The sequence below is a fragment of the Sphingomonas sp. CFBP 13714 genome, from assembly GCF_014842205.1.
GTDB lineage: Bacteria > Pseudomonadota > Alphaproteobacteria > Sphingomonadales > Sphingomonadaceae > Sphingomonas > Sphingomonas aerolata.
In genome coordinates this window covers 297,096-309,003 of the sequence record NZ_JACYVG010000002.1, presented here as the reverse complement: position 1 = coordinate 309,003, position 11,908 = coordinate 297,096, and the positions used below count along the sequence as shown (strand labels likewise).

Here is an 11,908-nt window from a genome sequence, read left to right as displayed (position 1 = left end):
CGTCCTGTCAACGAGGGTGGCGGCGTTCTTGCTCGTCCGTCGTCATCCTCGCCCCCCGTCGCTCGAACCGCCGGACGCGGTCAGCGCATCGCCTGCTTCAGGAATGCCACGCTGTCCGCCAGCACCGGCGCCTTGCCGCGGAACGGCTTGGACAGCGCCATCGCCACATCCTCATGGCTGAGCCCCGGATAATCGACATGCCGCACCGGGGCGCCGAGCGCGGTCAGCTTCGCCGTCAGGTTGTCGGCATTGTGCGCCTTCACCTGCGTGTCGCCGCCCGCCGACACCAGCAGCATTGGCGGCGCATCGCGTCGCGCGAAGTGGATCGGCTGGGTCATCACGGGATCCGCCGCCCCCTGCATCGCGTCGATCGCGCGCCTGGCGGTGAACGGGTAGAAGTCATAGGGCCCGCACAACCCGACCGCGGCCTTGATGATCCGCGGATCGACACCTTCGGCACGCAACCAGCGCGGGTCGAGCGTCAGCATCGCGACCGTATACGCCCCTGCGGAGTGACCGGCGACCGCGATCCGGTTCGGGTCGCCGCCCGACGCCTCGATGTGATCGCGCGTCCACTTCACCGCCTCGGCGCCGTCCTGAAGGAAGGCGGGGAAGCGGACGTCGGGCACCTTGCGGTAATCGGGCATGACGACGACATAGCCCGCCTTCGCATAGGCACGCGCGGCAAACGCATAGGCGCTGCGCGACCCGTGCACCCAGCCGCCGCCATACCAGAAGATCAGCACCGGCAGCCCGGTCTTGACGCCCCCCGACGGCCGCCACACGTCGAGCTTCTGGCCATGCGTGCCGAACGGAACGCCTTCACGGATGCGCGCGGTGCCGCGGCCGCCGCCCATTACCCCATCAAGCACGCTGAGCGTCCCCGGCCCCGCGGTGAACGCCGTGCCCGCGATCAGGATCACGACCAGCGCGATGACAATGGCAACGCGGCGCATCAGCGGCGGAAATCTGCGATGATCGATCCGCTCGCTGCCAGTTCGGCCTCGTGCCCGGCCTCGCGCCACGTCTCGGCAAGCGCGGCGTCTTCCCATTCGCGCATCGCCGGATGCGCGATGATCCGCTCGACCCAGGCAAGGCCCTTCGGACCGACATCGATCCCGTAGGTGCGGACGCGAAACGCGACAGGCGCAAAGAACGCGTCGACGGCGGTGAAGTCGGCGCCTGCGAGCCAGGGCCCGCCGAACCGATCGATACCTTCCGCCCAGAGTTCGGTGATGCGCGCGACGTTGCGGTCGAGCGCGTCACTGCCGGGAATCGGATCGACGCGGACGCCGACGTTCATCGTCCGCTCGTTGCGCAACGCCGCGAACCCGCCATGCATCTCTGCCGCCGCACAGACCGCCCAGGCGCGCGCATCGCCATCGGACGGCCAGACGCCGTCGTGCCGCTCGGCGAGGTAGAGCGCGATCCCGAGCGAATCCCACACCGTCCGCTCGCCATCGATCAGCACCGGCACCTGCCCGGTCGGCGAGAACAGCCGGAACGCATCGTAATTTTCGGGCGCGAGAAAGGGTTCGATCCGATCCTCGAACGCGATCCCCAGCGCCCGCATCAACACCCACGGACGGAGCGACCAGCTGGAATAATTCCGGTTCGCGGTGACGAGCGTATAGCCCATCAGGTGGTGTAGCGCGCGGTGGTCTTGGCCGCGACCTCGTCCGCGGTCACACCGGGCGCGAGTTCGACCAGCCTGAACGGTGACTCATGGTCTACGCGCTGGAACACCGCCAGGTCGGTGACGATCATGTCGACCACGTTCTTGCCGGTCAGCGGCAGCGAGCAGGACGGGATGAACTTTGGCGTCCCGTCCTTGGCGGTGTGATCCATGACGACGATGATCTGCTTGACGCCCGCGACCAGATCCATCGCGCCGCCCATGCCCTTGATCATCTTGCCCGGGATCATCCAGTTGGCGATGTCGCCGTCTTCGCTGACCTCCATCGCGCCGAGCACGGTCAGGTCGATATGCCCGCCGCGGATCATCGCGAAGCTGTCGGACGAGCTGAAATAGACCGACGAGGGCAGTTCGCTGATCGTCTGCTTGCCCGCGTTGATCAGGTCGGCATCCTCTTCGCCCGCATAGGGGAACGGCCCGATCCCGAGCATCCCGTTCTCCGACTGGAGCGTGACGGTCATGCCGTCGGGAATGTTGTTCGCGACGAGCGTCGGGATGCCGATGCCGAGATTGACGTAATAGCCGTCCTTCAATTCCTGTGCGGCCCGCGCCGCCATCTGGTTGCGATCCCACGACATCAGTTGAGCGTTCCTTCCTGGATGGTGGTGATGGTCGTGACCTGGTCGCGCAGTTCGGCGCTGACGCCGTCGACGATCGCCTGCAGCGCGGCATCCTCGGCAATGCCCCAGGTGCCCGCATAGGCGCGGGCGGCGTGACGGATCGTGTCGGCGAGGAGGTAGCCGAACACGGCCGGATCCTCGAGGATGCCCGCGTCGATCAGTACGTTGCTGCCAGCATTGTTGGTGATCCAGATCCGCGCGACTTCGACCGATTCGTCCGTCAGCGCGGCGCCGGGATCGAGTTTGATCGCGTTGGGGTGGTCGGTCATCAGTGGATTCCCTGTGTCGGCGCCCAGTGGATCGCGGGCGGAAAGACCTCGTCACGGCTGCCTTTCAGCGCGGTGCCGTAGACGGGGTTGGGCAGCACGAACCACCCTGCCCCCCATTTCGCGGTGATCGCTGGCGACTGCACCACCGCACGCCGCGCGGCGGGGGTCTGGCCTGCGTTGAACAGGTCGCTGAAATCGCCGAGCTGGTCGCCGCCCATCGCCACGACGCAATATCGGGCGGCGATCGTCGCGCGGCGGCCGTCCTTCTTCGATCCCGTCGCGTCGTCGCCGGCGAGGAACAGGGTCTCGCCGTGGCGGGCGGGGCCAAGCCCCGCGGCTTCGATCGCCGCCTGCGTCTGTGCGGCATTGGCGGCGGCGCGGTTGGAGTTGAAGACCACCGTCACGCCCATCGCACGCAACTGTGTCAGTGCGGCGAGCGCGCCGGGAACGGGCGCGACCTGCTTGATGCCGGTGCGCTCCCACTCCTGCCAGCGCGGTTCGGACCAGGGCCGCCCCGTCGACGCATCATATTCGAAGCCGAGATTGAGCAGCACGGTCTCGTCGACGTCGAACACCGCGGCCTTCGCCTTGCTGCCGCATGCGGTCCAGCGCGGCGCGGCGAGCGTCGCGCCGGGCGCTAGGACGACCGATGTCGGCGTGCGCTGCGCCCGGACATAGCCGACGAGCGCGTTCCATGCCTGGATGCTGGCGGCTGCGGCCTCGCCCGAGGCGTAGAGATACTGCATGCCCGCGGGGACGCCGTCGACGGTCACCGGTGCGGCGACGATCGCGGTCGGCGAGGTCACGCTGACGCACCCTTGCAGAACCAGTGCTCCTGCGAGCGCAGCGGTCCAGGGAAAATGGCCGCGTTTGCGGCACAGTATCGGGCTTGGTTTCACGCGGAGACCCGCTCGCGAACGGTGCGGAATTCGATCTTCTTGTCGTAGGGTGCGCCGACGATCATCCGCTTCACATAGATCCCCGGCAGGTGGATCGTATCGGGATCGAGGCTGCCAACGGGAACGATCTCCTCGACCTCGGCGACGCAGATCTTGCCCGCGGTCGCCATCGGCTGGTTGAAGTTGCGCGCGGTCTTGCGGAAAATGAGATTTCCGCTCTCGTCCGCCTTCCATCCCTTGATGATGCTCAGGTCCGCACGGATGCCGCGTTCGAGGATATAGTCCTGCCCGTCGAAGCTCTTCACCTCCTTGCCCTCTGCCACCAGGGTGCCGACGCCGGTCTTGGTGTAGAAGCCGGGAATGCCCGCGCCGCCCGCGCGGCAGCGCTCGGCAAGCGTCCCCTGCGGGCAGAACTCGACCTCGAGCTCGCCGCTCAGATATTGCCGCTCGAATTCCTTGTTCTCGCCGACATAGGACGAGATCATCTTCTTCACCTGGCGCGAACGGAGCAGTTTACCAAGGCCCTGCCCGTCAATGCCGGCATTGTTGCTGGCGATCGTCAGGTCCTTGACGCCCGACGCCTCGATCGCGTCGATCAGCCGCTCGGGGATGCCGCACAGCCCGAACCCGCCCGCGCAGATCGTCATCCCGTCGAACAGCACGCCCTCGAGTGCCGCCGCCGCGTCGGTGTAGCGCTTGTTCGCCATGCATCCTCCTATCGTCTTTACCGCGGCATAATGCGCCGGGCAGTGGACGGCAATGTCGGGCGGGCGTTCTCGACTTGGTGACGATTGCCGGGCTACGGTGGCGGCAGGAGATTGTCATGACCCAGCGTACCGGCGGCCAAATTCTCGTCGACCAACTCGTCGCGCAAGGCTGCGACCGTATTTTCACCGTACCCGGCGAAAGCTTCCTCGCGGTGCTCGACGCGCTGCACGACACGCCCGCCATCGAGACGGTGGTATGCCGGCAGGAAGGCGGCGTGGCGTTCATGGCGTGCGCGGACGGCACGCTGACGCACCGCCCCGGTATCGCCTTCGTCACGCGCGGGCCCGGTGCGACCAACGCGTCGATCGGCGTGCATGTCGCGATGCAGGATTCCCAGCCGATGATCCTGTTCGTCGGCGATATCGACCGCGGCACGCGTGACCGCGAGGCGTTCCAGGAGATCGACTTCCAGGCGATGTTCGCGCCCATCGCCAAATGGGCGGCGCGGATCGACGATGCCCGGCGGATCCCGGAATATGTCGCGCGCGCCTATGCGACCGCGATGTCGGGCCGCCCTGGGCCGGTGGTGCTCGCACTGCCCGAAGACATGCTGCTCGACATGGTCGAAGCGGTCGACCGGCCGCGGGTCGAGCGCGTCGCGCAGGCGTGCGACGCGGACATGATGGACCTGCTCGCGGATCTGCTGACGACCGCCGAACGGCCGGTGGCGATCGTCGGCGGCGCGGGCTGGGATGCGGCTGCGTCGGGGGCGTTCTCGACCTGGGCGGATCGCAACGGCATCCCCGTCGCGGCGGCGTTCCGGCGGCAGGATGCGATCCCGAACGCGTGCCCGGTCTGGGCAGGCAACCTCGGCTATGGCCCCAATCCGAAGCTGGTCGCGCGGGTGAAGGAAGCCGATCTGCTGCTCGTCGTAGGACCCCGGCTGGGCGAGGCGACGACCGATGGCTATGCGCTGGTGACGCCCGATCATCCGGGGCAGCGCATCGTCCACGTCCACCCCGATCCCAATGAGTTGAACCGCACCTATCACGCCGACGTCGCGGTGTGCGCGGGAATGGCCGAATTCGCAGAGGCGCTGCTCGCGGTCGACCTGCCGCCGCGGACCGCGGGTCAGGAGGCGCATGCTGAGTGGCGCGCCTGGTCGACGCCGGCGCCGCGCGATCTGGTCATGGACCTGGGGCCGTGCGTCGCGGCGATGCGCGAGCGGCTGCCCGCGGATGCGATCATCTGCAACGGCGCGGGGAATTATTCGGGCTGGTGGCATCGCTACTGGGCCTATGCCGGGCCGGGAACGCAGCTTGCCCCGACCGCCGGGGCGATGGGTTACGGCGTACCCGCCGCGGTCGCCGCGTCCTTGCGGCATCCCGAACGAACCGTGGTCGCGCTGGCGGGTGACGGCTGCTTCCTGATGAACGGGCAGGAGCTGGCGACCGCGGTCGCGCAGCGTGCGGACATGCTGGTGCTGGTCGTCGACAATAGCGGCTACGGCACGATTCGGATGCATCAGGAGCGCGAATATCCGGGGCGGGTGTCGGGGACGGCGCTGCGCAATCCCGACTTCGCCGCGCTGGGCCGCGCCTATGGGTGCTGGGCGGAAACGGTCACCAAGACCGAGGATTTCGCTGCGGCGCTCGACCGGGCGATGTCGCGGTCCGGGGTGCGGATGCTGCACCTGGTCACGGATATCGAGGCGATTACCGCCGGGACGACGCTGGCGGCGGTGCGCGGGGTGGCGTGATCCTTATTGGGTGACGACGCCACCGGCACACCTCATGCCCCACCCCGGCGAAGGCCGGGGCCCAGTTGGGGGACAGCAGTAACTACGGACGGTCCTCTGTTACCTCGGCCTTCCCACCTGGGCTCCGGCCTTCGCCGGGGTGGTGGTTATCGGGGCCGACCCTTCTCATAGTTCCCCCGCGAAGGCGGGGGCCCAGAGTAGCGGGCGCTACCGGAACTTAGCTGGGCCCCCGCGTCCGCGGGGGAACGACACGGAGCAGCAGCCGCTCAGCCCGCCAGCTTCGCCCGCACCGCCGCCACAGCATCCGCCGCCTTGTCGCCATCAGGCCCACCACCCTGAGCCATATCCGGACGGCCACCGCCACCCTGCCCGCCGAGCGCGGTGACCGCGATCTTCAGCAGGTCGACCGCATTGTGGCTCGCGACCAGATCCGCTGTCACGCCGACCGCGACCGAGGCGCGGCCGTCGTTGATCGCGACGAGCATCGCGATCCCCGAGCCCAGCCGCTGCTTGGCCTCGTCGACCGCGCCTCGCAGGCCCTTCGCCTCGAAGTCGTTCAGCACCTGCCCGATAAAGGCCACGCCGCCGGCCTGCTCGGGTCCCGCCGCCTCACCGGAACCGCCGCCGCCAAGCGCCAGCGCCTTCTTCGCATCGGCCAGTTCGCGCTCGAGACGCCGGCGATCCTCGATCAACGCCGCGACGCGCGCAGGCACCTCGTCGGGGGTGGATTTCAGCGCCGCCGCCGCCTCGCGCAGGCGATCGTCGCGCCCGGTCAGATAGGCGCGCGCGGCCTCGCCGGTCAGTGCCTCGACGCGACGCACACCGCTCGACACCGCGCCTTCGCCGACGACCTTGAACAGCCCGATATCGCCGAGCGCTGTCACGTGCGTACCGCCGCACAGTTCGATCGAATAGGTCTTGCCCCCGCCAGTCACAGGATCCTGCGACCCCATCGAAACGACGCGGACCTCGTCGCCATATTTCTCGCCGAACAGCGCCATCGCGCCCATCGCGATCGCATCGTCGGGGGTCATTAGCAGCGTCGTCACCGCGCCATTGCCGCGGACCTGCGCGTTCACATCGGCCTCGACCTGCGCGATGTCGGCGGGCGTCATCGCGACCGGCTGCGAGAAGTCGAAGCGCAGGCGATCGGGCGCGACCAGGCTCCCCTTCTGCGCGACATGCTTGCCGAGGCGTTCCCGCAAGGCCTCATGCAGCAGATGCGTCGCCGAGTGGTTGGCACGAATCTGCGCGCGGCGCGCGACGTCGATCTGCAGCTTGACGGTATCGCCGACCTTGATCCCGCCCGACTCAATCATCGCATGATGGACGAACACGCGGCCGAGCTGCTTCGACGTCTCGGTGACGTTTGCGCGCAGCCCGGTGTCGGTCGAGATGTGCCCGGCATCGCCGACCTGCCCGCCGCTCTCGCCGTAGAAGGGCGTCTGGTTGACGACGATCGACACCGTATCACCCGTCGTCGCATGGTCGACGCGCGCACCGTCCTTGACCAAAGCGACGACCTCGCCCTCGCCGGTGTCCGAGGCATAGCCGAGGAACTCGGTGCCGCCGCTCTGCTCGACGATGTCGAACCAGATATCGTCCGAGGCCTTTGCGCCCGAGCCCTTCCAGGCGGCGCGCGCGGCGCGCTTCTGCTCGGCCATCGCCGTGTCGAAACCGTCGCGGTCGACCGCGAGCCCGCGCTCGCGCAGCGCGTCCTCGGTCAGATCGTAGGGGAAGCCATAGGTGTCGTAGAGCTTGAACGCGACGTCACCCGCGAGCGTCCCCTCGGTCATGTCCGCGGTCGCCTCGTCGAGCAGCTTCAGCCCCTTGTCGAGCGTCTGGCGGAACCGCGTCTCCTCCTGCTGCAGCGTCGCCTCGATCAGCGGCTGCGCCCGGAACAGCTCGGGATAGGCCGCGCCCATCTCGGTGACGAGCGACGGGACCAGCCGGTGCATCAACGGCTCCTTCGCGCCCAGGATATGCGCGTGGCGCATCGCGCGGCGCATGATCCGGCGCAGCACATAGCCGCGGCCTTCGTTCGCGGGCAGCACGCCGTCCGCGACCAGGAAGCCCGCGGTGCGCAGGTGATCCGCGATCACGCGGTGGCTGGCGGTGTTCGCGCCGTCGGTCGCGGTGTGCGTCAGCGCGGCCGACGCTGCGATCAGCGCCTTGAACGTGTCGGTATCGTAGTTGTCGGTGACGCCCTGCATGACCGCGGCGATCCGCTCGAGCCCCATGCCGGTGTCGATCGAGGGCTTGGGCAGATTGCCGACGATCTCGGCATTTTCCTGCTCATATTGCATGAACACGAGGTTCCAGATCTCGACGAAGCGATCGCCGTCCTCGTCGGGGCTGCCGGGAGGGCCACCGGGGATGTGATCGCCGTGATCGTAGAAGATTTCCGAGCATGGCCCGCACGGCCCGTTGTCGCCCATCGACCAGAAATTGTCCTTGGTCGGGATACGGATGATGCGGTGCTCAGGGAGGCCCGCGATCTTCTTCCAGAGATCGAACGCCTCGTCGTCGGTGTGATAGACGGTCGCGGTCAGCTTGTCCGGCGACAGCCCCCAGTCCTTCGTCAGCAGCGTCCACGCATGCGTGATCGCCTGTTCCTTGAAATAATCGCCGAACGAGAAATTGCCGAGCATTTCGAAGAAGGTGTGATGCCGCGCGGTGTAGCCGACATTGTCGAGATCATTGTGCTTGCCGCCCGCGCGGACGCACTTCTGCGACGAGGTGGCGGTCGTATAGGGGCGCGATTCGAGGCCGGTGAAGACGTTCTTGAACGGCACCATCCCGGCATTGACGAACATCAGCGTCGGGTCGTTCTGCGGGACGAGCGGCGCAGAGGGCACGATCTGGTGCCCCTGCGAACCGAAATAGTCGAGGAAGCCGCGGCGGATGTCGTTCGTCGATGTCATGCCGCCGACTTAGGCGAGCAACTGGGTTCGCTCAAGTGACCGCGTTACGCGGATTGTGGCAGGGCCGCCGCCAGCCAGTCATCGGCATGAAGCCCGTAGATCAGGCTGTCGCGCAGCCCCATATGCGTCTCCCATTCGCCACGCAGAAGCCGTTCGCGCCGGAACCCCAGCCGTTCGAGCAACAGGATCGACGCGCTGTTCTCGCTGTCGGCATCGGCGAACACGCGGTGCTGCCCCTCGGCGAACAGCTGGTCGAGCACCGCCGACACCGCCTCGCTCGCCAGGCCGCGGCCCCAGTGCGCGCGCGCGAGGATGAAGCCGATCTCGGTCACCCCCTGCCCGCGCATCCGCCCGCCCGACACCCAGCCGATCGCGCGGTCGTCGCCGTGCCGCGTGATGGCCCAGGCGCGCCAGTTCACGTCGGCGGCATCCTCGACCAGATAGAGCCGCGTCGCCTCGATCGACGTCAGCGGACCATCCGCCGAATAGGTCATCAGGTCCGCGTCGGCGAGCGTCGGGTGCAACGCGACCGCGTCGGCCTGAACGAGCCGACGCAACCGGAGCCGCGGCGTCACCAGCACCGGATGGGGCAGCGCGCGACGCCTCAAGCGATCAGCGCATCGACGAGCGCGCGCACTTTCTTCTGACGCCACTGCGGCAGCGGCGCGACGAGCCAATAGCCGCCACGCGACGGCTGCGCGTCGCCGATGATCCGGACCAGCCCCGCCTCGAGCCCGCGCCGCGCCAGCAGTTCGGGCACGGTTGCCCGCCCGAGCCCCGCCGCCGCCGCATCGATCGCAAGCCCTGCATCACCGACGCGGACAAGTGCCGTGGCATCCCCCGCCGCCGGGTCGAGCGCGGGCGCGCCGGGCCAGGCGATGATCGCCTCGGACGCGCTGCCGGTCGCGGCGATCGTGACGAGCCCTTCGGATTCGAGCGCCTCGCCCTCATTCTCGCCAGGACCATCGCCCCAGCGGATCGCGAGGTCGAGATTGGCCTCGGTAAAGTCGACCGTCTCGTCCGCGGTGATCAGGACGAAGCGCAGGTCGGGATCCGCCGCAGCAATCTCGGCGAGCCGCGGCATCAGCCATTTCTCGGTCAGGTCGCGCGGCGCGGCGATCGTCAGCGACTTGGACGTCTGCCCCGCCTGCATCGCGCGGACCGCTTCCTCGAACTGGAGGAAGCCGTTGCGCAAGGGCCCGAGCCCCGCTTCGGCCTCGGGCGTCAGTTCGAGCCCGCGCGTGGTACGCCGGAACAGCACGACGCCCAGCGTATCCTCGAGCGCGCGGATCTGCTGCCCGACCGCGGCGGGGGTGACCGCGAGCTCGTCGGCGGCGCGCGTGAACGACAGATGCCGCGCCGCCGCATCGAGCACGCGCAGCCCGTTCAGCGGCAGGTGCGTGCGCTTCACGAAATCACCGCCGGCGCACTCAGCGAGAAATGCGGGATCGCCACCTCGAACACCGCACCGGTGTCGTCGACCATCCGGTAGGATCCGCGCATCGCGCCCGTCGGCGTCGCGAGCGGGCAGCCCGAGACATAGTCGAAGCTCGCGCCCTGCTCGATCAGCGGCTGTTCGCCGACGACGCCCTCGCCCTCGACGGTGTGGCGCGCGCCATGCCCGTCGGTGATGATCCAGTGTCGCGTCAGCAGCTGGACCGCGCCGGGCCCGTCATTTTCCAGCCGGATATGATAGGCCCAGAACCAGCGCCCGCGCTGCGGTTCGGACTGTTCGGGCAGATAGCTGACCGAGACGCGTACCGTCACCCCGCGCGTCGTCGCCGCACTGGGGAACAGCGCCTTCACAGCCCGACCTTGCCCAATGCCCGGTCGAGATCGTCGATCACGTCGCGCACGTCCTCGAGCCCGACGTTGAGCCGCAACAGCCCCTCGGTCACGCCCATCTCAGCCTGCTTGTCGGGCGAGACGCTGGCATGGGTGGTCGAGGCGGGATGCGTCATCAGCGACCGCGAATCGCCGATATTGTTCGAGATATCGACCAGCTCCAGCGCGTCGAGGAGGCCATGCGCCTGCTCGCGCCCCTCGACCTCGAACGCGAAAATCGGGCCGCACGCATCCATCTGACTCATCGCGAGCTCGTGCTGCGGATGGCTGGCGAGGCCCGGATGCAGGATACGCGGCACGCGCGCTTCCAGAAACGCGCCGACCTTCTGCGCATTTTCCGACTGGCGGCGGATACGCAGGTCGAGCGTCTCGAGCCCCTTGAGCACCACCCACGCGTTAAACGGCGACAGCGTCGGCCCGGTGTTGCGCGTGAAGGGCAGCAGCGTGTTGGTGATGAAGTCCTCGGTCCCGCACACCGCGCCGGCGAGCACGCGGCCCTGCCCGTCCATCATCTTGGTCGCGCTGTACGCGATGACGTCCGCGCCGAACTCCATCGGCCGCTGCAACGCCGGCGTCGCGAACGCATTGTCGACGACCGTCGTAATGCCGCGCTCGCGCGCGATGTCGCACACCGCCTTCAGGTCGACGATGTCCATCGTCGGATTGGCGGGCGTCTCGAAGAAGAACACCTTGGTCTCGGGCCGGACCGCGTCGAGAAACGCCTGCGGATCGCGCGCGTCGACGATCGTCGTGGCGATACCGAACTTGGGTAGCAGCGTATCAGTCAGCCAGCGGCATGATCCGAACGCCGCGCGGCCGCCGACCAGGTGATCGCCGCTCTGCAACTGACACAGCAGCGCCGCGGTCATCGCCGCCATGCCCGTCGCCATCGACCGGCACGCCTCAGCCCCCTCGAGCAGCGCGATCCGCTCCTCGAGCATCTGCACCGTCGGGTTCTGGAGCCGGGAATAGGTCATCCCGTCCTGCTCGCCGGCAAAGCGCGCCGCGGCGTCACCGGCCTTGTCGTAGCAATAGCCCGAGGTAAGGAAGAGGGCCTCCGACGTTTCGCCATATTCGCTGCGGGCGGTGCCGCCGCGGATGGCCTGCGTCTGCGGACGCCAGTTCTGGGTGATCGAACGATCTTGGCCGGTCTTGCGCTTCATGGCGACGCTTTGCCGGGGGCGGGCG

General features: G+C 68.2%; 12 protein-coding genes. 1 reads left to right on the top strand and 11 read right to left on the bottom strand.

The genetic code is table 11. From position 1 onward, the window contains the following. Positions 1–80 precede the first annotated feature (80 nt). The 6 genes from IFT54_RS05820 to IFT54_RS05795 form a co-directional block, all read right to left on the bottom strand. The gene (locus tag IFT54_RS05820; RefSeq protein WP_192069936.1) at positions 81–956 is read right to left on the bottom strand and encodes an alpha/beta hydrolase; all 876 of its coding nucleotides are present in this window, start codon (positions 954–956) and stop codon (positions 81–83) included. After that, positions 956–1,639 carry a glutathione S-transferase family protein gene (locus IFT54_RS05815; RefSeq protein ID WP_192069935.1) on the bottom strand — a complete coding sequence of 228 codons (684 nt, stop codon included), beginning with the start codon at positions 1,637–1,639 and terminating at the stop codon, positions 956–958. Before IFT54_RS05815 ends, IFT54_RS05820 begins: the two co-directional genes overlap by 1 nt. Further along, the gene (locus IFT54_RS05810) at positions 1,639–2,274 is read right to left on the bottom strand and encodes a 3-oxoacid CoA-transferase subunit B (RefSeq protein WP_192069934.1); all 636 of its coding nucleotides are present in this window, start codon (positions 2,272–2,274) and stop codon (positions 1,639–1,641) included. Before IFT54_RS05810 ends, IFT54_RS05815 begins: the two co-directional genes overlap by 1 nt. Next, positions 2,274–2,585, bottom strand: a complete 312-nt coding sequence (locus IFT54_RS05805) for a DUF5076 domain-containing protein (protein ID WP_107932234.1) — start codon at positions 2,583–2,585, stop codon at positions 2,274–2,276. The genes IFT54_RS05810 and IFT54_RS05805 overlap by 1 nt, the downstream gene beginning before the upstream one ends. Beyond that, complete coding sequence (locus IFT54_RS05800; RefSeq protein WP_446740659.1) at positions 2,585–3,391, bottom strand: HAD family acid phosphatase; 807 nt, start codon at positions 3,389–3,391, stop codon at positions 2,585–2,587. The genes IFT54_RS05805 and IFT54_RS05800 overlap by 1 nt, the downstream gene beginning before the upstream one ends. An 89-nt stretch (positions 3,392–3,480) precedes the next feature. After that, on the bottom strand, positions 3,481–4,191 hold the full coding sequence (locus IFT54_RS05795; RefSeq protein ID WP_031440773.1) for a CoA transferase subunit A: 711 nt from the start codon (positions 4,189–4,191) through the stop codon (positions 3,481–3,483). A 116-nt stretch (positions 4,192–4,307) separates the two neighbouring features. Between IFT54_RS05795 and IFT54_RS05790 the strand changes: the two genes are divergently transcribed. Then, positions 4,308–5,951: a thiamine pyrophosphate-binding protein gene (locus tag IFT54_RS05790; protein WP_192069933.1), complete on the top strand. Its 1,644-nt coding sequence runs from the start codon at positions 4,308–4,310 to the stop codon at positions 5,949–5,951. Positions 5,952–6,217: 266 nt separating this feature from the next. Here the strand turns inward: IFT54_RS05790 and alaS are convergent, their stop codons facing one another. The 5 genes from alaS to IFT54_RS05765 are packed head-to-tail and all read right to left on the bottom strand — an operon-like array spanning position 6,218 to position 11,883. Next, positions 6,218–8,875, bottom strand: coding sequence for an alanine--tRNA ligase (gene alaS / locus IFT54_RS05785; RefSeq protein ID WP_192069932.1), 2,658 nt, complete (start codon positions 8,873–8,875; stop codon positions 6,218–6,220). Positions 8,876–8,919: 44 nt separating this feature from the next. Next, complete coding sequence (locus IFT54_RS05780; protein WP_341786196.1) at positions 8,920–9,450, bottom strand: GNAT family N-acetyltransferase; 531 nt, start codon at positions 9,448–9,450, stop codon at positions 8,920–8,922. A gap of 29 nt (positions 9,451–9,479) precedes the next feature. Continuing rightward, positions 9,480–10,286, bottom strand: a complete 807-nt coding sequence (locus IFT54_RS05775; RefSeq protein WP_192069930.1) for a LysR family transcriptional regulator — start codon at positions 10,284–10,286, stop codon at positions 9,480–9,482. Further along, positions 10,283–10,681: a Co2+/Mg2+ efflux protein ApaG gene (gene apaG / locus IFT54_RS05770; protein ID WP_031393907.1), complete on the bottom strand. Its 399-nt coding sequence runs from the start codon at positions 10,679–10,681 to the stop codon at positions 10,283–10,285. Before apaG ends, IFT54_RS05775 begins: the two co-directional genes overlap by 4 nt. Then, the gene (locus IFT54_RS05765; RefSeq protein WP_031440768.1) at positions 10,678–11,883 is read right to left on the bottom strand and encodes a trans-sulfuration enzyme family protein; all 1,206 of its coding nucleotides are present in this window, start codon (positions 11,881–11,883) and stop codon (positions 10,678–10,680) included. Before IFT54_RS05765 ends, apaG begins: the two co-directional genes overlap by 4 nt. Between the last annotated feature and the right edge of the window lie 25 nt (positions 11,884–11,908).

What these genes read in the sequence shown, in the direction of transcription:
- IFT54_RS05815 (WP_192069935.1), bottom strand. Translation starts at nt 1,639, where the DNA reads ATGGGCTATACGCTCGTCACCGCGAACCGGAATTATTCCAGCTGGTCG.
- IFT54_RS05765 (WP_031440768.1), bottom strand. Translation starts at nt 11,883, where the DNA reads ATGAAGCGCAAGACCGGCCAAGATCGTTCGATCACCCAGAACTGGCGT.
- IFT54_RS05805 (WP_107932234.1), bottom strand. Translation starts at nt 2,585, where the DNA reads ATGACCGACCACCCCAACGCGATCAAACTCGATCCCGGCGCCGCGCTG.
- IFT54_RS05795 (WP_031440773.1), bottom strand. Translation starts at nt 4,191, where the DNA reads ATGGCGAACAAGCGCTACACCGACGCGGCGGCGGCACTCGAGGGCGTG.
- IFT54_RS05820 (WP_192069936.1), bottom strand. Translation starts at nt 956, where the DNA reads ATGCGCCGCGTTGCCATTGTCATCGCGCTGGTCGTGATCCTGATCGCG.
- alaS (WP_192069932.1), bottom strand. Translation starts at nt 8,875, where the DNA reads ATGACATCGACGAACGACATCCGCCGCGGCTTCCTCGACTATTTCGGT.
- IFT54_RS05790 (WP_192069933.1), top strand. Translation starts at nt 4,308, where the DNA reads ATGACCCAGCGTACCGGCGGCCAAATTCTCGTCGACCAACTCGTCGCG.
- IFT54_RS05810 (WP_192069934.1), bottom strand. Translation starts at nt 2,274, where the DNA reads ATGTCGTGGGATCGCAACCAGATGGCGGCGCGGGCCGCACAGGAATTG.